Annotated in this window: 20 protein-coding genes and 2 tRNA genes; 20 read left to right on the top strand and 2 right to left on the bottom strand. The window is 63.6% G+C overall.

The features are described 5' to 3' along the window. Positions 1 to 34: 34 nt before the first annotated feature. Both PM2_RS16115 and PM2_RS16120 read left to right on the top strand, forming a co-directional pair. A complete protein-coding gene (locus tag PM2_RS16115; protein WP_016715160.1) occupies positions 35 to 1006 on the top strand; it encodes a tRNA dihydrouridine synthase in 972 nt (323 codons plus the stop codon). Positions 1007 to 1179: 173 nt separating this feature from the next. Continuing rightward, entirely contained in the window at positions 1180 to 1623 is a 444-nt protein-coding gene (locus tag PM2_RS16120; protein WP_016715161.1) for an Hsp20 family protein, read from the top strand. A 57-nt stretch (positions 1624 to 1680) separates the two neighbouring features. On the opposite strand, the gene PM2_RS16125 is transcribed toward PM2_RS16120, so the two are convergent. Both PM2_RS16125 and PM2_RS16130 read right to left on the bottom strand, forming a co-directional pair. Then, positions 1681 to 4977 (bottom strand): PAS domain S-box protein, encoded by a 3297-nt coding sequence (locus PM2_RS16125; protein WP_016715162.1) that lies wholly within the window; start codon positions 4975 to 4977, stop codon positions 1681 to 1683. Between the two features lie 62 nt (positions 4978 to 5039). Further along, positions 5040 to 5915, bottom strand: a complete 876-nt coding sequence (locus tag PM2_RS16130; RefSeq protein ID WP_028699294.1) for a LysR family transcriptional regulator — start codon at positions 5913 to 5915, stop codon at positions 5040 to 5042. Positions 5916 to 6045: 130 nt separating this feature from the next. On the opposite strand from PM2_RS16130, the gene leuC reads away from it, so the two are divergent. The 18 genes from leuC (at position 6046) to PM2_RS16220 (ending at position 24597) form a co-directional block, all read left to right on the top strand. Next, positions 6046 to 7479, top strand: a complete 1434-nt coding sequence (gene leuC / locus PM2_RS16135) for a 3-isopropylmalate dehydratase large subunit (protein ID WP_028699293.1) — start codon at positions 6046 to 6048, stop codon at positions 7477 to 7479. Continuing rightward, positions 7476 to 8120 carry a 3-isopropylmalate dehydratase small subunit gene (leuD, locus tag PM2_RS16140; protein WP_016715165.1) on the top strand — a complete coding sequence of 215 codons (645 nt, stop codon included), beginning with the start codon at positions 7476 to 7478 and terminating at the stop codon, positions 8118 to 8120. Before leuC ends, leuD begins: the two co-directional genes overlap by 4 nt. A gap of 44 nt (positions 8121 to 8164) precedes the next feature. Next, positions 8165 to 8929: a class I SAM-dependent methyltransferase gene (locus PM2_RS16145; RefSeq protein WP_028699292.1), complete on the top strand. Its 765-nt coding sequence runs from the start codon at positions 8165 to 8167 to the stop codon at positions 8927 to 8929. A 54-nt stretch (positions 8930 to 8983) separates the two neighbouring features. Beyond that, complete coding sequence (gene leuB, locus PM2_RS16150; RefSeq protein ID WP_019098755.1) at positions 8984 to 10066, top strand: 3-isopropylmalate dehydrogenase; 1083 nt, start codon at positions 8984 to 8986, stop codon at positions 10064 to 10066. A gap of 63 nt (positions 10067 to 10129) precedes the next feature. Further along, positions 10130 to 11242 carry an aspartate-semialdehyde dehydrogenase gene (asd, locus tag PM2_RS16155; RefSeq protein ID WP_016715168.1) on the top strand — a complete coding sequence of 371 codons (1113 nt, stop codon included), beginning with the start codon at positions 10130 to 10132 and terminating at the stop codon, positions 11240 to 11242. Between the two features lie 196 nt (positions 11243 to 11438). Then, complete coding sequence (locus PM2_RS16160) at positions 11439 to 12443, top strand: aspartate-semialdehyde dehydrogenase (RefSeq protein ID WP_016715169.1); 1005 nt, start codon at positions 11439 to 11441, stop codon at positions 12441 to 12443. A gap of 71 nt (positions 12444 to 12514) precedes the next feature. Further along, positions 12515 to 15304, top strand: coding sequence for a motility hub landmark protein FimV (locus PM2_RS16165; RefSeq protein ID WP_028699291.1), 2790 nt, complete (start codon positions 12515 to 12517; stop codon positions 15302 to 15304). Positions 15305 to 15403: 99 nt separating this feature from the next. After that, positions 15404 to 16258 carry a tRNA pseudouridine(38-40) synthase TruA gene (gene truA / locus PM2_RS16170; protein ID WP_025754981.1) on the top strand — a complete coding sequence of 285 codons (855 nt, stop codon included), beginning with the start codon at positions 15404 to 15406 and terminating at the stop codon, positions 16256 to 16258. Between the two features lie 61 nt (positions 16259 to 16319). Further along, the gene (locus tag PM2_RS16175) at positions 16320 to 16940 is read left to right on the top strand and encodes a phosphoribosylanthranilate isomerase (protein WP_028699290.1); all 621 of its coding nucleotides are present in this window, start codon (positions 16320 to 16322) and stop codon (positions 16938 to 16940) included. A gap of 219 nt (positions 16941 to 17159) precedes the next feature. Continuing rightward, a complete protein-coding gene (gene accD / locus PM2_RS16180) occupies positions 17160 to 18053 on the top strand; it encodes an acetyl-CoA carboxylase, carboxyltransferase subunit beta (protein WP_016715174.1) in 894 nt (297 codons plus the stop codon). Beyond that, complete coding sequence (gene folC, locus PM2_RS16185; protein WP_025754982.1) at positions 18053 to 19360, top strand: bifunctional tetrahydrofolate synthase/dihydrofolate synthase; 1308 nt, start codon at positions 18053 to 18055, stop codon at positions 19358 to 19360. Before accD ends, folC begins: the two co-directional genes overlap by 1 nt. Further along, complete coding sequence (locus PM2_RS16190) at positions 19344 to 20009, top strand: SPOR domain-containing protein (protein WP_016715905.1); 666 nt, start codon at positions 19344 to 19346, stop codon at positions 20007 to 20009. Before folC ends, PM2_RS16190 begins: the two co-directional genes overlap by 17 nt. Before the next feature lie 118 nt (positions 20010 to 20127). Further along, positions 20128 to 20685, top strand: coding sequence for a CvpA family protein (locus PM2_RS16195; protein WP_016715904.1), 558 nt, complete (start codon positions 20128 to 20130; stop codon positions 20683 to 20685). 42 nt (positions 20686 to 20727) lie between these two features. Continuing rightward, positions 20728 to 22233: an amidophosphoribosyltransferase gene (gene purF, locus PM2_RS16200; RefSeq protein WP_016715903.1), complete on the top strand. Its 1506-nt coding sequence runs from the start codon at positions 20728 to 20730 to the stop codon at positions 22231 to 22233. Between the two features lie 16 nt (positions 22234 to 22249). After that, on the top strand, positions 22250 to 23461 hold the full coding sequence (locus tag PM2_RS16205; RefSeq protein ID WP_016715902.1) for an O-succinylhomoserine sulfhydrylase: 1212 nt from the start codon (positions 22250 to 22252) through the stop codon (positions 23459 to 23461). Beyond that, complete coding sequence (locus PM2_RS16210; RefSeq protein ID WP_016715901.1) at positions 23458 to 24231, top strand: SDR family oxidoreductase; 774 nt, start codon at positions 23458 to 23460, stop codon at positions 24229 to 24231. Before PM2_RS16205 ends, PM2_RS16210 begins: the two co-directional genes overlap by 4 nt. A 147-nt stretch (positions 24232 to 24378) precedes the next feature. Next, a tRNA-Val gene (locus PM2_RS16215) sits at positions 24379 to 24454 on the top strand. A 66-nt stretch (positions 24455 to 24520) separates the two neighbouring features. Further along, positions 24521 to 24597: transfer RNA gene (locus tag PM2_RS16220), tRNA-Asp, on the top strand. Positions 24598 to 24692: the final 95 nt, after the last annotated feature.

Genomic DNA, 24692 nt, shown 5'->3' on the forward strand with positions numbered 1-24692 from the left:
TTAGACTGCCGGCTTTTTCCGCCGAGACCCCGACATGCAAATTGCCCTGGCCCCCATGGAGGGGCTGGTCGACAACATCCTGCGCGACGTACTGACCCGCGTGGGCGGCATCGACTGGTGCGTCACCGAGTTCATTCGTGTTTGCGACCGCCTGCTGCCGCCTTCTTCGTTCGACAAGCTGGCGCCCGAGCTGCGCCAGGGCGCGCGCACGGCTGCAGGGGTGCCCATGCGTGTGCAGTTGCTGGGTTCGGACCCGGTATGTCTGGCGGAAAACGCTGCGCTGGCCTGCGAACTGGGCGCGCCGGTGATCGATCTGAACTTTGGCTGCCCGGCCAAGACCGTGAACAAGTCGCGTGGTGGTGCCGTGCTGCTCAAGGAGCCGGAACTGCTACACGCCATCGTGCGCGAAGTGCGCCGTGCCGTGCCGGCCGATATCCCGGTGACGTCGAAGATGCGCCTGGGCTTCGACAGCCCTGATGGTGCGCTGGAGTGTGCCACGGCGCTGGCCGAAGGCGGCTCGGCGCACCTGGTGGTGCATGCACGGACCAAGGTCGAAGGCTACAAACCGCCAGCGCACTGGGAGTGGGTGGCGCGGGTGCAGGATGTGGTGAAGGTGCCGGTGTTCGCCAATGGCGAGATCTGGACTGTCGACGACTGGCGGCGTTGCCGTGAGGTCAGTGGGGCTGAAGACATCATGCTGGGCCGTGGGCTGGTGTCGCGACCCGACCTGGGTCTGCAGATTGCTGCGGCGCGTGACGGGCGCGATTATCAGCCGATGAGCTGGGATGACCTGCTGCCGCTGCTACGCGAGTTCTGGCGCCAGGCTCAGCACAAGCTGTCGCCGCGCTATGCGCCGGGGCGGATGAAGCAGTGGTTGGCGATGCTGACTCGCAGTTATCCCGAGGCGGTGGTGCTGTTTGCCGAGCTGCGGCGGGAGGATGATTGCGCGCGGATCAGCCGGTTGCTGGGGGTTGAGGCTGCTTTCTTCGAGGCTTGCGTTGCCTGATCCGGCCCTTTCGCGGGTTTACCCGCGCGAAGAGGCCATTAGATCCAGTGCAAGAATCAGATTTTTTCTACATGCCCCTTGAAAGCATTTCCACCGGCCATATCTCTTGAGTACGCGATGCCGAAGTCGGGTCGCGTAATGACTTACTTGCTGATTCTCAGGAGTTTATGACCATGACTACCGCTTTCTCTCTCGCACCCCTGTTCCGCCATTCCGTAGGTTTCGACCGTTTCAACGACCTGTTCGAGTCTGCGGCACGTAACGAGGCCGGTAGCAGCTACCCGCCCTACAACGTGGAAAAGCATGGCGACGACCACTATCGCATCGTAGTTGCCGCAGCCGGTTTCCAGGAGCAGGACCTCGACCTGCAAGTCGAAAAAGGCGTCCTGACCGTGACCGGTGGCAAGCGCGACGATGGCGCCGCTGAAGTGACCTACCTGCACCAAGGTATCGCGCAACGCGCCTTCAAGCTGTCGTTCCGCCTGGCCGACCATATCGAAGTGAAGGCCGCCGGCCTGGCCAATGGCCTGCTCAGCATCGACCTGCTGCGCATCGTGCCTGAAGAAGCCAAGGCCAAGCGCATCCCGATCAATGGCGACAAGCCAGCGCTGAACTGATCGCGCTGCAGTGAAGAAGGGCACCCTCGGGTGCCCTTCTTGCGTTCGCAGGCCGGTTCAGTAACCCGCCGGCGCCTCCAGCAGCATCTGCCGAAACTCCGGCAACGGCAATGGCCGGCTGTGCAGGTATCCCTGGTACAAGTGGCAGCCCAGCCGTTCGAGGAACTCCAGTTGTTCGGTCAGTTCTACCCCCTCGGCAATCACGGCCAGGTCCAGGCTGCGGGCCATGGCGACGATGGCCCGCACGATTTCCGCGTCGTTGGGGTCGACCGGCGCGTCGCGCACGAAGGTCTGGTCGATCTTCAGCGCATCCACCGGCAGGCGCTTGAGGTAGGTGAGTGAGGAATAACCGGTGCCAAAGTCATCCATGGCAAAGCTCACCCCGAAGCGCTTGAGTTCGCGCATCTTGCTGATGGTGTCTTCCAGGTTCTGGATCACGATGCCTTCGGTGATTTCCAGCTTGAGCATGTGCCGAGGCAGGCGATAGTCGTCCAGGCTGCGCAGCACGCGCCCGACAAAGTCGTTCTGGCGGAACTGTCGCGGGCTGATGTTCACGCACAGGCTGAAATCATTCGCGTCGATCAGCCCGTCGGTCAGCATGCGTGCGCAAGCATCGCACGCTTCATCGAGGATCCAGCTGCCAACTTCCAGAATCAGGCCGCTTTCCTCCAGCACCTGGATGAACTGCCCTGGTGGTTGCTGACCCAGTTGCGGGTGGTGCCAGCGCAGCAGCACTTCAGCCCCGACGATGCGGTTGTCGCGGGCATCCACCTGGGGCTGGAAGTGCAGCGCCAGTTCGCCACGGGCCAAGGCCAGGCGCAGGTCGTTTTCCATGCGCAAGCGCTCGCTGGCGGCCTTCTGCATGGTGGTGTGGAACAGCTGGGTGGTGTTACGCCCGGAGTCCTTGGCCCGGTACAGGGCAATGTCGGCACGCTTGAGCAAATCGGCCGGGGTAGCGCCGTGGTCAGGGATCAGCGCTACGCCGATACTGGGCGTTACCTGCAGCCGTTGGCCATCTAGCGACATCGGCTCGGCCAGCAGTTCGCGCAGGGTGTCGGCCAGTTCGCGCACTTTTTCCTCTACCAGTTCGCGGCTGCCTTCCAGGCCGCTGAGCAGTACCACGAACTCGTCGCCCCCTAGCCGCGCCACGGTGTCCTCCAGGCGCACGCTGGCCTCCAGGCGGGCGGTGATGATCTTCAGCACCGTGTCGCCCACCGGATGGCCCAGCGAGTCGTTGATGTGCTTGAAGTGGTCGAGGTCGAGGAACAGCAGGGCGCCGCGCAGGTTGTGGCGCTTGAGCAGGGCGATCTGCTGGCTCAGGCGGTCCATCAGCAGGGCGCGGTTGGGCAGGTTGGTCAGCGGGTCGTGGTAGGCCAGGTGGCGAATCTGCGCCTGGGCATTTTTCAGCTGGCTGACGTCACGGGCGGTCAGCAGCAGGCAGTCCACCTCGTTGAGGGTGATCGGCTCGACCGAGACTTCCACGGTGAGGATATCGCCACGCTTGTTGCGCCCGAGCATCTCCCGGTGATGCACGCGGCCGCGTTCGCGTAACTCGGCCAGCAGCGCGCTGCGCTGCTTGTCGTCCGCCCAGATGCCGATCTCGTACACCGTGTGGCCGACCACCTCGGCCGCGCTGTAGCCCGTAAGGCGGCAGAAGCCATCGTTGATTTCCAGGTAGCGGCCGCTATGGCGTTCCGTGATGGTGATGGCGTCGGGGCTGGAGTGGAAGGCCTTGGCGAACTTCTCCTCGCTGGACTTCAGTGCGGCTTCGGCGCGTTGCTGCTGGGTAATGTCGCGCAGGGTGGTAACGCTGCACGGCTGGTCATCGACGGTGATCAGGCGGCTGGAAATCACGCACGTCAGGGGGGCGCCATTGCGGTGGTTGACCACCACGGCGACGTTGCTCAAGGCCTGTTCGCGGATCACCCGCTCGATACGTTGCGCACGCTCGATGGACTCGGCCCACAGGCCGATTTCCTCCGCGGTGCGACCAAGCACCTGCTCGCTGCCCCAGCCGAAGGTCTGGGTGAACGCCGGGTTGATCTCGATGAACTGACCGGTGTCCTGGCGAGTGACGCAGATCGGGTCGGGGCTGACCTGGAACAGGCTGGCGAACTTCTCTTCCGAGGCGCTCAGGCGCTGTTCGCGCTCCACCTGGTCGGTGATGTCGAGCAGGGTGCCGGCCATGCGCAGCGGGTTGCCTTGTTCGTCGCGGTACAGGCGTGCGCGGCTTTCGATATAGCGCGAAATGCCGTTTTCCAGCTGCACCCGGTAGGTGATCTGATAGTTGCCGGCGGGCCCTTCGCGCAGGCTACGGTAGGCCTGGCGCATCGAGTTGCGCTCCTGCTCCGGTACCCCTTCGAAAAAGGCATCGAACGACTCATGAAAGGGGATGGGCGGTAGGCCGTGCAACTGCGCGGCGCGGGCAGAGCCGTAGAGCATGCCGCTGGGGATGTGCCAGTCCCAGGTGCCCAGCTGCGCCGAATCCAGGGCCAGGTCCAGGCGCTCCTGGCTGTCCTTCAGGGCCTGCTCGGCGCGCTTGCGCTCGGTGGTGTCGACAAAGGTACTGATCAGAAAGGTCACGCCTTCCAGTTCGATGCCCTGGGTGCAGAGGATGCCGTCATGCACCTTGCCGCTGGTGGCGCGGAACTGCACCTCCATGATCAACGGGCCGCCGTTGGCACGGGTCGACTCTATCACCTGGTGGCGTTGTTCGGGGTTGACCCACAGGCCCAGCTCCAGGCTGGTCTTGCCGATCACCTGGCTGCCAGGCCAGCCGAACATGTCTTCGAAGTGCTGATTGACCTCGAAAATCATGCCGTCGTGGCGGCGGGTGAGCAAAATGGCGTTGGGGCTGAGGTGGAACAGGGTGGCAAAGCGCTTTTCCGAATTGATCAGGGCGGTTTCCCGCTCGCGCTGGCGGGTGATTTCGCGGATTACCCCGATCATCTGCGGCCGGCCATGCGGGTCGTGGGTCAGGCTGCCGTTGATCTCTAGCCAGTGCAGGCTGCCGTCCGGCCAACGGATGCGATGACGCATGGCCTGTTCCACCGGCTCGCCGTTGAACACCGCCTGGAACACCTGTCGCGTGCGGGCGCGGTCTTCTTCGGGCAGCAGGTCGAGGTAGTCGACATCAGCAGGCAGCGGGCGCTGCGGGTCGAAGCCGAACAGGGCCTGGGTGCCCCGTGACCAGCTGACACGGCCGCTTTCAATATCCCACAGCCATGCCCCCAACCGGGCGCCGTTCAGCGCGGCCAGCAGTTGTGGGGCGTTCTGCCAAGCCTGTTCGGACTCCTGGGGGTCGGCCGCAGGAATACGCGGTAGGCGCAAAAAGCGGTTTGCTGATTTGGGCATCGGTACCAGACCTTTGGCGTATGACGCGTCCTTGGATATGGAAATACCTGGCTGACGGCCGGTCAGGCGGGCCCCGCGTGGCTGTCGAGCAGGGCCATGAATGCCCTGGCCGCGTTCGATAGCGTACGCTCCGTGTGCAAAATGTAGCCTAGCTGGCGCGACAGCTGTATGCCGGGCAAAGCGATGGGTGCAACCTGTTCGTCGAGCATGGTGCGCGGCAGCACGCTCCAGGCCAGGCCGATCGACACCATCATCTTGATGGTCTCCAGGTAGTTGGTGCTCATGGCGATGTTCGGCGTGAGGCCCTGGCTTTCGAACAGGCGCTGAACGATGTGGTGGGTAAAGGTGTTGCCGCCGGGGAACACCGCCGGGTGACGTGCCACATCGGCCAGGCCGACCGCATTGTTGGCCAGCGGGTGCTCAGGGGCGGCGACAAAATCCAGGGCGTCGTCCCACACGGGCACCGCCTTGACCAGGTGATGCGGCTCGGGCGCCAGGGTGATCACGGCTATTTCGGCGCGGCCATGCAGAATCTCGTCGTAGGCCTGTTCTGAATCGAGAAACTGAATATCCAGCGCCACGGCCGGGAACTGGCGGGTGAACGCCCGTAATAGCGGGGGCAGGCGGTGCAGGCCGATGTGGTGGCTGGTGGCCAGGGTGAGGCGACCGCTCACTTCCCCCGACAAATTGGTCAGCGCACGTCGGGTATCATCGAGGACGTTGAGGATCTGGTAGGCCCGGGGCAGCAGGGCGCGTCCGGCCTCGGTCAGGGTCACCTCGCGGCCCAGGCGGTCGAACAGGCGCACATCCAGCTGCTGCTCCAGCCCGGCGATGCGCTTGCTGATGGCGGGTTGGGTCAGGAACAGGCGTTCAGCCGCCCCGGAGAAGCTGCCGGTTTCGGCAATGGCGATGAAGGCGCTGAGGTTGGCCAGGTCCAAGGGTCGCATTCCTCTTGGTTATCCAAAGGATAAAAATTATGAATTTGAGTTATTCAATCTAACCCCATAGCATCGTCCGTACAAGCCAAGGGGTCTTTGGCATAGAAAGACGCTGATGAGGAACAGTCTGATGGCTGGCAAAACGCTCTACGACAAACTCTGGGAAGCCCATGAGGTCAAGCGCCGTGATGACGGCTCGTCCTTGATCTACATCGACCGCCACATCATTCACGAAGTGACGTCGCCCCAGGCCTTCGAAGGCCTGCGCCTGGCCAACCGCAAACCGTGGCGCATCGACGCCAACATCGCCACACCCGACCACAACGTGCCGACCACGCCAGAGCGCAAGGGCGGTATCGAGGCCATCGTCGACCAGGTGTCGCGCCTGCAGGTGCAGACCCTCGACGAAAACTGTGACGAATACGGCATCGTCGAATTCAAGATGAACGACGAGCGCCAGGGCATCGTTCACGTCATCAGCCCGGAGCAGGGTGCCACCTTGCCCGGCATGACCGTGGTCTGCGGTGACTCGCACACCTCCACCCACGGCGCCTTCGGTGCCCTGGCCCATGGCATCGGCACCTCCGAGGTCGAGCACGTGCTCGCCACACAGTGCCTGGTCGCCAAGAAGATGAAGAACATGCTGGTGCGCGTGGAAGGCCAGTTGCCGGCCGGCGTAACCGCCAAGGACATCGTGCTGGCCGTGATCGGCAAGATCGGCACCGCCGGTGGCAACGGCCACGCCATGGAGTTCGCGGGCAGCGCCATTCGCGCGTTGTCGATGGAAGGCCGCATGACCATCTGCAACATGTCCATCGAAGCCGGTGCCCGTGTGGGCCTGGTAGCGACCGACGCCACCACCGTTGCCTATGTCGAAGGCCGCCCGTACGCGCCGAAGGGCGAGCAATGGAAGCAGGCAGTCGAATCGTGGAAAGACCTGGTGTCGGATGACGACGCCGTGTTCGACTCCGTGGTCGAGCTGGATGCCAGCCAGATCAAGCCGCAAGTCAGCTGGGGCACCTCGCCCGAGATGGTGTTGGCCGTAGACCAGCGCGTACCGGACCCGGCCGCCGAAGCCGACCTGGTCAAGCGTGGTTCGATCGAGCGCGCCTTGAAGTACATGGGGCTGACCGCCAACCAGGCGATCACCGACATCCAGCTGGACCGCGTGTTCATCGGCTCGTGCACCAACTCGCGTATCGAAGACCTGCGTGCCGCGGCGGAGATCGCCAAGGGCCGCAAGGTGGCCGCGACCGTCAAGCAAGCCATCGTCGTGCCGGGCTCGGGCCTGGTCAAGGCACAGGCCGAGCGTGAAGGCCTGGACAAGATCTTCCTCGAAGCCGGTTTCGAATGGCGTGAACCAGGCTGCTCGATGTGCCTGGCAATGAACCCGGACCGCCTGGAGAGCGGCGAGCATTGCGCGTCCACCTCCAACCGCAACTTCGAAGGCCGTCAGGGCGCCGGTGGCCGTACCCACCTGGTCAGCCCGGCCATGGCCGCCGCTGCTGCGGTAGCCGGCCACTTCATCGATGTCCGCGAGTTGATCCAAGGGAGCGCAGCATGAAAGCCTTTACCCAGCACACTGGCCTCGTCGCGCCGTTGGACCGTGCCAACGTCGACACCGACCAGATCATCCCCAAGCAGTTTTTGAAGTCGATCAAGCGCACCGGCTTTGGCCCTAACCTGTTCGACGAATGGCGTTACCTGGACGTGGGTCAGCCCTACCAGGACAACAGCAAGCGCCCGGTGAACCAGGAGTTCGTGCTCAACCACGAACGCTACCAGGGTGCCAGCGTGCTGCTGGCGCGGGAGAACTTCGGTTGCGGCTCCAGCCGTGAGCACGCCCCTTGGGCGCTGGACGAGTACGGTTTCCGCAGCATCATCGCGCCGAGCTTTGCCGACATCTTCTTCAATAACAGCTTCAAGAACGGCCTGCTGCCGATCATCCTCAGCGATGAAGAAGTGGACGAGTTGTTCAAGCAGGTCGAAGCCAACCCGGGCTACCAGCTGACCATCGACCTGCAAGCGCAGGCGGTAACCCGCCCGGACGGCAAGGTGCTGCACTTCGAGATCGATGCGTTCCGCAAGCACTGCCTGCTCAACGGCCTGGACGACATCGGCCTGACCCTGCAGGACAGCGATGCGATCAAGGCCTTCGAAAGCAAGCACCGCGCCGGGCAGCCTTGGTTGTTCCGGGATGCCTGATTGATATAGCCGGCACAGGCAACAAAAATCTAAAGGATCGAGACATGACTAGCACCCAACATACCGACGTGGTCCAGCGCCAGTTCGGCGAACAGGCCAGCGCCTACCTCAGCAGCACCGTGCACGCTCAGGGCAGTGAATTCGCCCTGCTGCAGGCCGAGCTGGCGGGGCAGGGCAATGCCCGCGTGCTGGACCTGGGCTGTGGTGCCGGTCATGTCAGTTTCCACGTTGCCCCGCTGGTGAGCGAAGTGGTCGCCTACGACCTGTCGCAATCCATGCTCGACGTGGTCGCCAGTGCCGCCGCCGAGCGCGGCCTGGCCAATATCACCACCGAGCGCGGTGTCGCCGAACGTCTGCCGTTCGCCGATGCCTCGTTCGAATTCGTCTTCAGCCGCTACTCGGCCCACCACTGGAGCGACCTGGGCCTGGCCCTGCGCGAAGTGCGCCGGGTGCTCAAGCCGGGTGGCGTGGCGGCGTTCATCGACGTGATGTCGCCGGGCAGCCCGCTGCTCGACACCTACCTGCAAACGGTCGAGGTGCTGCGTGACACCAGCCATGTGCGCGACTACTCCGCCGCCGAATGGCAGCGTCAGGTCAGCGAGGCTGGCCTGCATGTGCGCAGTCACACCCGCCAGCCCTTGCGCCTGGAGTTCGGCAGCTGGGTGGAGCGCATGCGCACCCCCGAGCCAATGCGCGTGGCCATCCGCCAATTGCAGCAAGCCATGGGCGAAGAAGTACGGCAGTATTACCAGATCGAGGCCGATGGCTCGTTCAGCACCGATGTGCTGGTGCTGTGGGCCGAGCGTTAAGCACTTTTCGGTGCGGCCCGTTTGGCCGCACCGCGTGAATGGATAGAGGAAAGCATGAGCAAGCAGATTCTGATTCTCCCAGGTGACGGTATCGGCCCGGAAATCATGGCCGAAGCGGTCAAGGTGCTGGAGCTGGCCAACGACAAGTTCCAGCTCGGCTTCAGCCTGGAGCACGACGTGATCGGTGGCGCCGCCATCGACAAGCACGGCGTGCCGCTGGCCGACGAAACCCTGGAGCGTGCGCGCAAGGCTGATGCCGTGCTGCTGGGCGCCGTGGGCGGGCCGAAGTGGGACAAGATCGAGCGCGACATCCGCCCCGAGCGCGGCTTGCTGAAAATCCGTTCGCAGCTGGGCCTGTTCGCCAACCTGCGCCCGGCCATCCTCTACCCGCAACTGGCCGATGCTTCGTCGTTGAAGCCGGAAATCGTCTCGGGCCTGGACATCCTCATCGTCCGTGAGCTGACCGGCGGCATCTACTTCGGTGCCCCGCGTGGCCAGCGCGAGCTGGAGGGTGGCGAGCGCCAGGCCTACGACACCCTGCCGTACAGCGAAAGCGAAGTGCGCCGCATTGCCCGTGTCGGCTTCGACATGGCCCGCGTGCGTGGCAAGAAGCTGTGCTCGGTAGACAAAGCCAACGTACTGGCTTCCAGCCAGCTGTGGCGTGAAGTGGTCGAAGACGTGGCCAAGGACTACCCGGATGTGGAACTGAGCCACATGTACGTCGACAACGCCGCCATGCAACTGGTGCGTGCGCCCAAGCAGTTCGATGTGATGGTGACCGACAACATGTTCGGTGACATTCTGTCGGATGAAGCTTCCATGCTCACCGGTTCCATCGGCATGCTGCCTTCGGCGTCGCTGGATGCCGACAACAAGGGCATGTACGAGCCGTGCCACGGCTCGGCACCGGACATCGCAGGCCAGGGCATTGCCAACCCGCTGGCGACCATCCTGTCTGTGTCGATGATGCTGCGTTACAGCTTCAATCAGTCGGCTGCCGCCGAAGCGATCGAGAAGGCCGTGAGCCTGGTGCTGGACCAAGGCCTGCGCACCGGCGACATCCATTCGCAAGGCTGCCGCAAAGTTGGTACGCAGGAAATGGGCGACGCAGTAGTCGCAGCGCTGCGGAATCTGTAATCTCTCTGGCCCGCCACCCTAAATTCCCGGTGGCGGCCCACTTTTAGCAAAGGTGTAGTTGCGATGAAACGTGTAGGTCTGATCGGTTGGCGCGGTATGGTCGGTTCCGTGCTCATGCAGCGGATGCTGGAGGAGCAGGACTTCGACCTTATCGAGCCGGTGTTCTTCACTACCTCCAATGTTGGCGGCCAGGGCCCGAACGTGGGCAAGGATACAGCGCCGCTCAAGGACGCTTATTCGATTGAAGAACTCAAGACCCTCGACGTGATCCTGACCTGCCAGGGCGGCGACTACACCAACGAGGTCTTCCCCAAGCTGCGTGAAGCCGGCTGGCAGGGTTACTGGATCGACGCCGCTTCGTCCCTGCGCATGCAGGATGACGCGGTCATCATCCTCGACCCGGTCAACCGCAAGGTCATCGACCAGCAGCTGGACGCCGGTACCAAGAACTACATCGGCGGCAACTGCACCGTCAGCCTGATGCTGATGGGCCTGGGCGGCCTGTTCGAAGCCGGCCTGGTGGAATGGATGAGCGCCATGACCTACCAGGCAGCCTCGGGTGCCGGCGCGCAGAACATGCGCGAGCTGATCAAGCAGATGGGTGCCACCCACGCCGCCGTGGCCGATGACCTGGCTAACCCGGCCAGCGCCATCCTCGATATCGACCGCAAGGTTGCCGAGACCATGCGCGGTGATGCATTCCCGACCGAGAACTTCGGTGTGCCACTGGCTGGCAGCCTGATCCCGTGGATCGACAAGGAACTGCCGAACGGCCAGAGCCGCGAAGAGTGGAAGGCCCAGGCCGAAACCAACAAGATCCTCGGTCGCTTCAAGAGCCCGATCCCGGTCGACGGCATCTGCGTGCGCATCGGCGCCATGCGCTGCCACAGCCAGGCACTGACCATCAAGCTGAACAAGGACGTGCCGCTGGCCGATATCGAAGGCATGATCAGCCAGCACAACCCTTGGGTGAAGCTGGTGCCGAACCAGCGTGAAATCAGCATGCAGGAACTGACCCCGACCAAGGTCACCGGCACTCTGAACATTCCGGTTGGCCGCCTGCGCAAGCTGAACATGGGTTCGCAGTACCTGGGTGCGTTCACCGTGGGTGACCAGCTGCTATGGGGCGCGGCAGAACCGCTGCGCCGCATGCTGCGGATTCTGCTGGAGCGTTGATCGTTCTGCTGTAATTAAAAACCCGCGCTGGCGACAGCGCGGGTTTTTTTATGCCTGGGGTGAGGTTTGCAGCGCCAGGCAGCCCTTACGCAACCCATTGCGACCCTTATCCGGCGAAAATACGGCCATCACAGACAAACCTCTACAATCCGAGTAAAGTGCCGCCCCCGCCGTTCTCAGCAAAAAGGATCCTTTCATGACACACCCTTTGGATATCGCCGTCGTCGGCGCCACCGGCAGCGTCGGTGAAGCCTTGGTGCAGATCCTCGAAGAGCTGGACTTCCCGGTCGCTACCTTGCACCTGCTGGCCAGCATGGAATCGGCGGGCAGCAGCGTGATGTTCGCCGGCAAGAAGCTCAAGGTGCGCGAGGTGGACAGCTTCGACTTCGCCCAGGTCAAGCTGGCTTTCTTCGCCACAGGTGCTGCAGTCAGCCGCAGCTTTGCCGGCAAGGCACTGCAAGCAGGTTGCACCGTCATTGACCTGTCCGGTGGCCTGGACGACGCCCTGGCCCTGGTCCCTGAAGCCAACGCCGAACGCCTGGCTGGCCTGGCGCTGCCGGCACGCATTGTCAGTCCGTGCTCGGCCGCCGTTGCCGTGGCCGTCGCGCTGGCACCGCTCAAGGGCCTGCTGGACATCGAGCGGGTGCAGGTAATGGCATCGCTGGCGGTGTCTGCACAAGGCCGTGAGGCCGTCAGCGAGCTGGCCCGTCAAACGGCAGAGCTGCTCAATGCCCGGCCGCTGGAACCGCGCTTCTTCGATCGCCAGGTGGCTTTCAACCTGCTGGCCCAGGTTGGCGCGGCCGACGAGCAGGGCCACACGGCGCTGGAACGCCGGCTGGTCAACGAGTTGCGTGTGCTGCTGGGCATGCCTGAGCTGAAGATTTCCGTGAGCTGCGTTCAAGTCCCGGTGTTTTTCGGCGATAGCTTCAGTGTGGCGGTGCAGAGCCGTCGCCCGGTCGACCTTGAAGCGGTCAACCAGGCCCTGGAAGCAGCCGACAGCGTAGAGCGGGTGGAGCGTGATGATTATCCGACCCCGGTTGGTGACGCAGTAGGCCAAGACGTGGTCTATGTTGGTCGTGTACGTCACGGTGTTGATGAAGACCAGCAGCTCAATCTCTGGCTGACCACCGACAATGTGCGCAAAGGCGCCGCGCTCAATGCCGTGCAAGTGGCGCAATTGTTGATTAAACACATGCCGTAAAAGATACTGGCGAGCACTTTTGTCCTGCTCCGCATGCAGGTTTCGGGACGATTCATACAAGGGAAGAGGTCATGCTTCGAATTCGCAAACTGGTTCTGGCCATGGCTGCAGCATCGGCGCTGTCGTCTGGCATGGCGAATGCGCTGGGCCTGGGGGAGCTGACCCTGAAGTCGGCACAGAATCAGCCGCTGGACGCCGAGATCGAATTGCTCGATGTGCGCGACCTCAAAGCCGCCGAAGTGGCGCCTAGCCTGGCGCCACCGGAAGAGTTCAGCAAGGCCGGGGTGGCGTTTCCGACCTACCTCGAAGACCTGACCTTCACACCGGTGATCAACCCCAACGGTAAAAGCGTGCTGCGGGTTACCTCCAGCCAGCCGCTGCCAGGGCCGGTGGTCAAGTTCCTGGTTCAGGTGATGTGGCCGCAAGGCCGCCTGCTGCGCGACTACAGCGTGCTGCTTGACCAGGCCAAGGCCCAGGGCGACAAGCCGGCTGCAGGCAATGTGACACCGGCCACAACCGGCGCCAGCAGCTACACCACCCAGCGCCGCGACACCTTGTGGCAGATTGCCGCGCGCAACACGCAAGGTGGCTCGATCCAGCAGACCATGATCGCAATCCAGGCGCTGAACCCGGATGCCTTCATCGGTAACAACATCAACCAACTGAAGGTGGGCCAGGTATTGCGCCTGCCCGACCAGCAGCAGATCCAGAGCATTCCGCAGGGCGAGGCCAACAGCGAAGTGGCCGAGCAGTATGCCGCCTGGCGTGAAGGCCGGCGCCTGGGCCCGCGTGCCCGCCAGCTCGACGCTACCCGCCGCGGTGCCGCCGAGGCTGCGCCGGCGCGCATCGCCCAGGGCGACAACTTGCGCCTGGTCAGCCCGGGCAATCAGGCCGGCCAGGCCAAGGCGTTGAATGACAAGCTGGCGGTGGCCCAGGAAAGCCTGGATACCAGCCGCCGCGACAACGAAGAACTGAAAAGCCGCATGTCCGACCTGCAGAGCCAGCTGGACAAGCTGCAGCGTCTGATCGAGCTGAAGAATGACCAGTTGGCCCGCCTTCAAGCCCAGGGTGCGGCAGCGCCGGCGACGGCTGCCGCCGCCGCCAAACCGGTTGAGCCGGCGGCAACTGCCCAGCCGGCGGCCAAGCCCGCACCGGCTGCCGTCGATACAGCGCCCAAGCCGGTGCCGGCAGCCAAGCCTGCGCCTGTCGGGCAGCCGAATAGCGCGCTCGACCAGATTCTGGGCAACCCATGGCTGATCGGGATAATTGCCGGTTCCAGCCTGCTGGTGCTGGCACTGCTGCTGTGGCTGCTGGCGCGTAAGCGTAAAGCCCAGCAAGAAGCTGAAAAGCACCTGCGCATGGCACGGGCGCTGGAGGAAGAGCAGGGCACAGGCTTTGACACCGATACCCAGAGCCTCGATGGCGTCGAAGTTTCGGAGCCGAGCGTTACCCTGTCGCCAGCCGTGGTCGCCGCTTCAGCCGCCGCTGCCGTTGCTGCGGAAAAAGTGGCTGAGCCTTCTGCCGAGTCGGCGCCGGAAGCTGAACCGCAAGCCGACCCGCATGCCGCGCTGCTGGCGGAAGTTGACCAATGCCTGGCCGAAGGCCGCCTGAATCGCGCCACCGACCTGCTGGAGCCCGCCGTGGCTGCCGCGCCAGAACGTGACGACCTGCGCCTGAAGCTGATGGGCGTGTACGCCCGCCAGGGTGACCAGAGCGCGTTCGCCGAGCAGGAGCGCAAGCTGCCGGGCAGCGAGCAGAACATTGCCGAAGTCGCCGGCTTGAAAGAACGTTACCCCGCCATGCTCGGCCTGGCTGCAGCCGGCCTGGGCGCGGCGGCACTGGCTGCCGAGATGGATGAGCAGTATGTGCAGGAGCTGCTGCACGATGAGGCCGAGTCGCCAGTGGTTGCCGACGTGGTGCCTGAGGAAGTGCCTGAATTCGAGCCGCAAGTGGAGGCTGAGCCAGAGGTCGTCGCGCAAGCGGAGCCTGAAGCCGTGTTCGAGCCAGAAACCGAGCTGGATGCCTTCGATGATGTGCCGACCCTTGATGTATCGGGCCTGGAAGCGCATGGCCTCGATGAGCAGGATCTGGACAGTGCCTTCGACTTGAGCCTGGGTGAAGACCTGCCCGAAGAAGACCCGCTGGCCGCGCCGCTGCTGGACGAGGCTATGCAGCAGGAGCCTGTACCTGACGAGTTGGTCATTGCCGAGCCTGTGCTGGATGAGCCTGCATTTGAAGAGGCTCAGCCGGAAGAACCGCCGTTTGCCGTGGATGCCGAACTGCAAGCCGACGCTGATGCCGATTTCGAGGCCATGCTGGACCAGGCCGAGCCGCAGCCAGCCGTGGACCTGTCTGACTTCGACCTTGATGTCAGTGAGCCGGTTGCCCCGGCTGCTCCAGATGCCGTTGAAGAGGCCCCGGTGGATGTTGCCGCCGAACTGGCCGCCTTCGATAGCGAGCCGGCATTCGAACCAGTCTCCGACTTTGACCTGCCATCGGACTTTGATCTGTCGTTGTCGCTGGAAGATGATTCGCCGGCGGCCAAGAGCTTTGCCTCGGAGCTGGACGACGTCAATGCCGAGTTGGACAAGCTGTCGCAGAGCCTGGAATCGCCTTCGCTGGAACCGCATTTCACTGCAGAAGACGCAGTTGCGCAGCCGGATCCCGAGCCGCCACTGGACGACCTGGACTTCGACTTCTTCTCCGGCAGTGACGAAGTGGCCACCAAACTCGACCTGGCCCGCGCCTACATCGACATGGGCGACAGCCAGGGTGCGCGCGACATCCTTGATGAAGTGGTCAAGGACGGCGACGACGGTCAGCGCCAGGAAGCCGAGGACATGCTCTCTCGCCTGGTTTGATATCGTCCTCAAATGAAGTGCATGTCAACGGCAGCCCTACACGGCTGCCGTTGTCGTTATAATCCCCGCCATTTCGTACACCCCACAGGTTTCAAGCGCTTGGACATCATCGACACCGCCGCCACCGAATCCGCGGCCGAAGGCTATTCCCGTATCGCCCTGGGCGTGGAGTACAAGGGCGCCCGCTACCGCGGCTGGCAGCGCCAGGCCAGCGGCGTGCCAAGTGTCCAGCAGGCCTTGGAGCAAGCACTGTCCAAAGTCGCGAACGAGCCGATTTCGGTGATTTGCGCCGGGCGTACCGACGCCGGTGTCCACGGCTGCGGGCAGATCGTGCACTTCGACACCCGCGCTGTGCGCGACGAGCGCGCCTGGACCATGGGCACCAACTTCAACCTGCCGCACGACATTAGTGTGGTCTGGTCGCGGTCGATGCCGGCCGATTTCCATGCACGCTTCAAGGCCTGTGCCCGGCGTTATCGCTACGTTATCTACAACGACCCGATCCGCCCGGCGCACCTGGCCGAGGAAGTCACCTGGAACCACCGCCCGCTGGATGTCGAGCGCATGGCCGAGGCTGCGCAGTTCCTGCTCGGCACCCACGACTTCAGCGCCTTCCGCGCCAGCCAGTGCCAGGCAAAGTCGCCGGTCAAGCACATCTACCACCTGCGCGTTACCCGCCATGGCCAGATGATCGTGCTGGACGTGCGCGCCACCGCGTTCCTGCACCACATGGTGCGCAATATTGCCGGTGTGTTGATGGCCATCGGTGCCGGCGAGCGCCCCGTCACCTGGGCGCGTGAAGTGCTGGAAGGGCGCGACCGCCGTGAAGCCGGGGTCACGGCCCATCCATACGGGCTGTACCTGGTGCAGGTGGAGTACCCCGAGGAATATGCACTGCCCCAGCGTTACATCGGCCCACACTTTTTGACCGGTTATGAGGCGTTGGCAGACTGACGGGCGAAAAGTCATTTGCTAACATCCGGCCTTTCACCGCAATAACCAAGGTTCGCTGTTCATGAGCAATGTTCGCAGCAAGATCTGTGGGATCACCCGTATCGAAGACGCACTGGCCGCTGCCGAAGCGGGTGCCGATGCCATCGGTTTCGTCTTCTATGCCAAGAGCCCTCGCGCCGTGGACGTGCGCCAGGCGCGTGCGATCATTGCCGAACTGCCACCGTTCGTGACCACGGTCGGGCTGTTCGTCAACGCCTCGCGTTGCGAGCTGAACGAGATCCTCGAAGTGGTTCCGCTGGACCTGCTACAGTTCCACGGCGACGAAACGCCACAGGACTGCGAAGGCTACCACCGCCCCTGGATCAAGGCCCTGCGTGTTCGCCCGGGTGACGACCTGGAGGCGGCGTGCCAGCGGTACGCGGGCGCACGCGGTATTTTGCTGGATACCTACGTGGCGGGTGTGCCGGGGGGAACCGGAGAGGCGTTCGACTGGTCTCTGGTGCCGGAGCGCCTGAGCAAACCGATCATCCTGGCGGGCGGGCTGTCGGCCGATAACGTCGGCCAGGCCATTGCCCAGGTGCGGCCTTACGCGGTGGATGTCAGCGGTGGCGTCGAGCAGGCCAAGGGCATCAAGGATGCCGCGAAGATCGAGGCGTTCATGCGGGCCGTGAAACAGGCGTGATGGCAGATGTGACGGCTGGCTGCGCGCCATCGTCCATAGCTTTCGCAGCCCTGCTGGGCAGCTGCCTGCACAGGCGGCAGAACAACACATTAGCGGTGGAGCGGTGCGCTGGAAGCCCCGGCGGCCGGTCCACCATCGTTTGATAAAAGATTTTGAGCTCAAGGGCAGGGCAGGGCCGGCGACACCGGCCCCCGCCTGCCAATACTGGAGAAAGAAAGCATGAGCAACTGGTTAGTCGACAAACTGATCCCTTCGATCATGCGTTCCGAGGTGAAGAAGAGCTCGGTGCCTGAAGGCCTGTGGCACAAGTGCCCGGCTTGCGAGGCCGTGCTGTATCGTCCGGAGCTGGAAAAGACCCTGGATGTTTGCCCCAAGTGCAACCACCACATGCGCATCGGCGCACGTGCGCGCATCGACATCTTCCTCGACGCCGAAGGCCGTGCTGAACTGGGTGCCGACCTGGAGCCGGTCGACCGCCTGAAGTTCCGCGACGGCAAGAAGTACAAAGACCGCCTGGCCGGCGCCCAGAAGCAGACCGGCGAAAAAGACGCCCTGATCTCCATGAGCGGCACCCTGATGGGCATGCCGATCGTGGTCAGCGCTTTCGAGTTCTCGTTCATGGGCGGTTCCATGGGTGCCATCGTCGGCGAACGCTTCGTGCGCGCGGCCAACTACGCCCTGGAAAACCGCTGCCCGATGGTCTGCTTCTCCGCTTCGGGCGGTGCACGTATGCAGGAAGCGCTGATTTCGCTGATGCAGATGGCCAAGACCTCGGCCGTGCTGGCGCGCCTGCGCGAAGAAGGCATCCCGTTCATCTCGGTACTGACCGACCCGGTGTACGGGGGTGTTTCCGCCAGCCTGGCGATGCTCGGCGACGTGATCGTCGGTGAGCCAAAAGCCCTGATCGGCTTCGCCGGCCCACGCGTGATCGAGCAGACCGTACGCGAGAAGCTGCCAGAAGGCTTCCAGCGCAGCGAGTTCCTGCTGGAGCACGGTGCCATCGACCTGATCATCTCCCGTGGCGAACTGCGCCCGCGTCTGGCCCGCCTGCTGGCGCAGATGACCGGCCAGGAAACCCCGGAGCAAGCGCGTGAGGCGGCAGCCGTCGCGTGATGAAACAACGATCCCTGGGCGAGTGGCTCGCCTACCTCGAGCAGTTGCACCCCTCGGCCATCGACATGGGCCTGGAGCGGTCGCAGAAGGTGCTTGCCCGGCTGGCGCTGGGCAAGCTGGCGCCACGCGTGGTGACGGTAACCGGCACCAACGGCAAGGGCTCCACCTGCGCCTTCGTGGCCTCGCTGCTGCGCGCCCAGGGGCTCAAGGTCGGCGTGTACAGCTCGCCGCACCTGTTGCGTTACAACGAGCGGGTGCTGATCGATGGCCAAGAGGCCAGCGATGAGCGCCTGTGCGACGCCTTCGCCGCCGTCGAGGCGGCGCGGGGCGACATTTCCCTGACCTACTTCGAGATGGGCACGCTGGCTGCGTTCTGGTTGTTCTACCAGTCGCAACTGGATGCCGTGGTACTGGAAGTGGGCCTTGGTGGCCGTCTGGACACCGTGAACGTGGTGGATGCTGACCTGGCCCTGGTGACCAGTATAGGTGTCGACCATGTCGATTACCTGGGTGATACCCGCGAGCGGGTGGCCTTCGAGAAGGCGGGTATCTTCCGTCAGGGCAAGCCGGCTTTGTGCGGCGACCTGGACCCGCCGCAGCCGCTGCTGGACAAGGCCGCCGAACTGGCTGCGCCCCTTTTTCTGCGCGGCCGTGACTTCGACCTGGTAACCGCCGATGGCAGCTGGAGCTGGCGGGGTACGGGGACGGATGGTGCGCAGGTAGAACTGCGTGATCTGCCTTTGCTTGATCTGCCCATGGAAAATGCCACGCTGGCCTTGCAGGCGTACCTGCTGATGGGCTTGCCCTGGGACGCTGCGCAGGTGCGCCAGGCGTTGCTGGCTACCCGTATCACCGGTCGCCTGGACCGTCGCCTGCTGAACTGGCAGGGCAAGCCGGTGGAGCTGATGCTGGATGTGGGCCATAACCCGCATGCAGCCGAGTACCTGGCCCGGCGCCTGGCCGCCCGGCCGCTCAAAGGGCGCCGCCTGGCGGTGTTCGGCCTGCTCGCCGACAAGGACCTGGACGGCGTCGTCGCGCCCTTGCAGGGCCTGGTAGACGACTGGGCCGTGGCGCCGCTGGATACCCCGCGTAGCCGCCCGGCTGCAGAACTGGCCACGGCCTTGACGAACCTCGGCGCTGCGGTGAAGTCTTATGCCAGCGTCGACGCGGCCCTTGAGGGACAATGCGCGCAGGCGACGGCGGATGACCAGATCCTGCTGTTCGGTTCGTTTTTCTGTGTCGCCCAGGCGCTGGAATGGCTGCAGCGGCACACCCAGGAGGGTGAAGTAGATGGCAGTGCTGGATAAAGGGATTAAACAGCGCATGGTGGGTGCGCTGGTGCTGGTGGCGTTGGCGGTGATTTTCCTGCCCATGCTGTTCAGCCGCGAGGACGAGATGCGCCAGGTGCATGTCGAAGCCCCGCAGGCGCCGGCGATGCCCAGCCTGCCCGAGGTGAAGGTGGAGCCGGTTGCCGTGCCGGAGCCGCAGGCCATCCCGGAAGAGCCTCAGCAACCACCTGTGGTGGTTGATGAGTCCACGACACCCGCGAGCACGCCCAGCCAGCCGATCACGCCATCGCCGCAGATCCAGGCGCAGGTTCAGCCGGCCAAGCCGCAGGCGCCAGCGCCCAAGGTCGAGCCAAAACCTGTGGCTGCGCCTGCGCCAACCGTGGCTGTGGCAAAACCGGCTGCACCCTCGAAGGTCGATGTCAATGGCCTGCCGGTCAGCTGGTCGATCCAGTTGGCCAGCCTGTCCAACCGCGCTGGCGCTGAAAAGTTGCAGCAAACCCTGCGCAGCCAGGGCTACAACGCCTATATCCGCTCGGCAGGTGGGATGAACCGGGTATACGTGGGGCCGTTGATCGAGCGGGCCGAAGCCGAGCGCACGCGTGATGCCATCAACCGCCAGAACAGCCTCAAGGGTTTTGTGGTGCGCTTCCAGCCTGAGCGCAGCTGAACAAGGTATTCGCGGGCTTGCCCGCGAATGGCTTAACACGAATCCCCCCGACATTCCGCTTACTCCCAGCCCGCTGCTCTGGTAAAATGCGCCGCCTCAAACGTCTGCAGGCAGCACCGTGGCATTTACCTTGGTTGATTGGGCGATCATCGCGATCATCGCCGTCTCCACACTGATCAGTCTCAAGCGCGGCTTCGTCAAGGAAGCCTTGTCCTTGCTCATCTGGATCATTGCCGGTGCGGTTGCCTGGATGTTCGGCGGTTCGCTCTCGGTGTATCTTGAAAGCTATATCCAGACGCCATCGATGCGCGTCATCGCGGGCTGCGCCATTCTTTTCGTCGCCACCTTGCTGGTGGGGGCCATGGTCAACTTCCTGGTCGGCGAGCTGATCCGTGTAACCGGGCTGTCCGGCACCGATCGTTTCCTGGGCATGGCCTTCGGTGCCGCGCGCGGGGCCTTGCTGGTAGTGGTGGCCATAGGCCTGATCAGCCTGGGGCCGGTTCAACAAGACACCTGGTGGCAGGAATCACGCCTGATACCACAATTTCTCTTGGTCGCCGACTGGTCGAAAAACCTGATCCTGGGTTTCACCGGCCAGTGGACGCCCAGTGGGCTGATCAGCGCTCCGGCTGATCTTCCGTTCAAGGAACAGTTGCTCGGGCCGTCCAAGCCCTGAGCGCTATTCACTCAAGTTTCGTCAAAGTAGGGGTTGCGTCGCATGTGTGGCATCGTCGGTATCGTCGGTAAGTCGAACGTCAATCAGGCGCTGTATGACGCGCTTACGGTCCTCCAGCACCGCGGCCAGGACGCTGCCGGTATCGTGACCAGCCATGACGGCCGGTTGTTCCTGCGCAAGGATAATGGCCTGGTGCGCGATGTGTTCCAGCAGCGCCACATGCAGCGCCTGGTGGGCAGCATCGGCATTGGCCACGTGCGCTACCCGACAGCGGGCAGCTCGACCTCGGCCGAGGCCCAGCCGTTCTACGTCAACTCGCCGTACGGCATCACCCTGGCACACAACGGCAACCTGACCAACGTCGAGCAGCTGGCCAAGGAGATCTACGAGTCCGATCTGCGCCACGTCAACACCAACTCCGACTCGGAAGTGCTGCTGAACGTCTTCGCCCATGAGCTGGCGGTACGCGGCAAGCTGCAGCCGACCGAAGAAGACGTGTTCGCTGCGGTTTCCCACGTGCACAGCCGCTGTGTCGGCGGTTACGCCGTAGTGGCGATGATCACCGGCTACGGTATCGTCGGTTTCCGCGACCCCCATGGCATCCGCCCGGTGGTATTCGGCCAGCGTCACACTGACGAAGGCGTGGAATACATGATTGCCTCGGAAAGCGTGGCCCTGGACGTGCTCGGCTTCACCCTGATCCGCGACCTGGCACCGGGCGAAGCGGTATACATCACCGAAGGCGGCCAGCTGTTCACCAAGCAGTGCGCCGAAGCGCCGACCCTGCAGCCGTGCATCTTTGAACACGTCTACCTGGCCCGCCCGGATTCGATCATCGACGGTATCTCGGTGTACAAGGCCCGTCTGCGCATGGGTGAAAAGCTGGCCGACAAGATCATGCGTGAGCGCCCTGAGCACGATATCGACGTGGTCATCCCGATTCCGGACACCAGCCGTACCGCCGCGCTAGAGCTGGCCAACCGTCTGGGCGTCAAGTTCCGCGAAGGCTTCGTCAAGAACCGTTACATCGGCCGTACCTTCATCATGCCCGGCCAGGCTGCGCGCAAGAAGTCGGTTCGCCAGAAGCTCAACGCCATCGAGCTGGAGTTCCGCGGCAAGAACGTGATGCTGGTGGACGACTCGATCGTGCGCGGCACCACGTGCAAGCAGATCATCCAGATGGCCCGCGAAGCCGGTGCCAAGAATGTCTACTTCTGCTCTGCAGCCCCTGCAGTGCGCTACCCCAACGTCTACGGCATCGACATGCCGAGTGTTCACGAGCTGATCGCCCACAACCGTACCACCGAACAGGTGGCCGAGTTGATTGGCGCCGACTGGCTGGTCTATCAGGACCTGCCTGACCTGATCGATTCGGTCGGTGGCGGCAAGATCAAGATCGATCACTTCGATTGCGCGGTATTCAACGGTGAGTATGTCACCGGCGATATCGACGCGGCCTACCTCGACCGCATCGAGCAGGCCCGTAATGACCTGGCCAAGGTCAAGAACCAGGCCGTCAGCGCGATCATCGACCTCTACAACAACTGATTCAGGGAGCGACGGCATGACGGATCAATGGGATGCCGGGCGACTGGACAGCGACCTCGAGGGTGTCGGTTTCGACACCCTGGCGGTGCGCGCCGGTCAACACCGCACACCCGAGGGCGAGCACAGCGAAGCGCTGTTCCTGACCTCCAGCTACGTGTTCCGTACGGCGGCCGATGCTGCTGCGCGCTTTGCCGGTGAAACGCCGGGTAACGTTTACTCGCGCTACACCAACCCGTCGGTACGTGCCTTCGAGGAGCGCCTGGCGGCGATGGAAGGTGCCGAGCAGGCCGTGGGTACGTCCACCGGCATGGCGGCGATCCTGGCCGTGGTGATGTCGCTGTGCAGCGCCGGTGACCATGTGCTGGTGTCGCAGAGCGTATTCGGCTCGACCATCAGCCTGTTCGAGAAGTACTTCAAGCGCTTTGGCGTTCAGGTGGACTACGTGCCACTGGTCGACCTTGCTGGCTGGGAAAAGGCCATCAAGGCCAATACCAGGTTGCTGATCGTCGAATCGCCGTCCAACCCGCTGGCCGAGCTGGTCGATATCACTGCGCTCAGCGAAATCGCCCATGCCCACGGTGCCATGCTGGTGGTGGACAACTGCTTCAGCACCCCCGCGCTGCAGCAGCCGCTGAAGCTGGGTGCCGACATCGTGTTCCACTCGGCCACCAAGTTCATCGACGGCCAGGGCCGTTGCATGGGGGGCGTGGTTGCCGGCCGTGCCGAGCAGATGAAGGAAGTGGTGGGCTTCCTGCGGACCGCAGGCCCGACCCTCAGCCCATTCAACGCCTGGATCTTCACCAAAGGCCTGGAAACGCTGCGCCTGCGTATGCGTGCGCACTGTGAAAGCGCCCAGGCCCTGGCCGAATGGCTGGAGCAGCAGGATGGCGTGGAGAAGGTGCATTACGCCGGCCTGCCTAGCCACCCGCAGCACGCACTGGCCAAGCGTCAGATGAGCGGCTTTGGTGCGGTGGTCAGCTTCGAGGTCAAGGGCGGCAAAGAGGGCGCCTGGCGCTTCATCGATGCGACCCGGGTGATTTCCATCACCACCAACCTGGGGGACAGCAAGACCACCATCGCCCATCCGGCCACCACCTCCCACGGCCGCCTGTCGCCGCAGGAGCGTGAAGCTGCAGGCATCCGCGACAGCCTGATCCGCGTTGCCGTGGGCCTGGAAGACGTGGCCGACCTGCAGGCAGACCTGGCGCGCGGGCTGGCGGCGCTGTGATCGAAATCGGCGGCAGTGTGCCAGGCCACAACGGCCGGGTAGCCCTGGTAACCGGTGCCGCGCGCGGCATCGGCCTGGGCATTGCCGCCTGGCTGATCTGCGAAGGTTGGCAGGTGGTACTCAGCGACCTTGACCGCCAGCGCGGTGCAAAGGTGGCCAAGGCCCTGGGTGACAACGCCTGGTTCATCACCATGGACGTTGCCGACGAGGCTCAGGTCAGTGCCGGGGTGTCCGAGGTGTTGGGGCAGTTTGGTCGGCTGGACGCGTTGGTGTGCAATGCGGCGATTGCCAATCCGCACAACCAGACGCTGGAAAGCCTGAGCCTGGCGCAGTGGAATCGGGTACTGGCGGTCAACCTCAACGGGCCGATGCTGCTGGCCAAGCATTGCGCGCCGTACTTGCGTGCGCACAATGGGGCGATCGTCAACCTCACCTCTACCCGGGCGCGGCAGTCCGAGCCCGATACCGAGGCCTACGCCGCGAGCAAGGGTGGCCTGGTGGCCTTGACCCATGCCTTGGCCATCAGCCTGGGCCCGGAGATTCGCGTCAATGCGGTGAGCCCGGGCTGGATCGATGCCCGTGACCCGTCGCAGCGCCGTGCCGAACCGCTGACCGAAGCCGACCATGCCCAGCACCCGACGGGCAGGGTAGGGACGGTAGAAGATGTGGCGGCAATGGTTGCCTGGCTGCTGTCACGCCAGGCGGCGTTCGTGACTGGCCAGGAGTTTGTGGTCGATGGCGGTATGACTCGCAAGATGATCTACACCTGAGACCGGTGTTATAGGAACGGGGACCGAAAGGTCCCTTTTCTGTTTTTACCTTTTTTGAAAAAAATTCAATGGGGCTATTGACTTAGCTTCGCCATCTGCGTAAATTTCGCGGCCTCAGCGAAGCAAACGCAACAAGCAACATCGCGAGGGTGATTAGCTCAGCCGGGAGAGCATCTGCCTTACAAGCAGAGGGTCGGCGGTTCGATCCCGTCATCACCCACCACTTCCTGAGATGTTCCTGACGCTTCAGGTTTCGCAAGAAGCCGAAAGCCAGAGAGGAACGCACTGCGCAGCGGTAGTTCAGTCGGTTAGAATACCGGCCTGTCACGCCGGGGGTCGCGGGTTCGAGTCCCGTCCGCTGCGCCATTTTTCAGTAACAGATGGGTGCTTGGCACCGGTCTGAAGCCACAAGGCAAAAACCTTGGGCTGATCCCAGTTTCAATCGGGCGCGAGCCTGAACG

Origin of the sequence: Pseudomonas monteilii NBRC 103158 = DSM 14164, assembly GCF_000730605.1 — a bacterium.
GTDB lineage: Bacteria > Pseudomonadota > Gammaproteobacteria > Pseudomonadales > Pseudomonadaceae > Aquipseudomonas > Aquipseudomonas monteilii.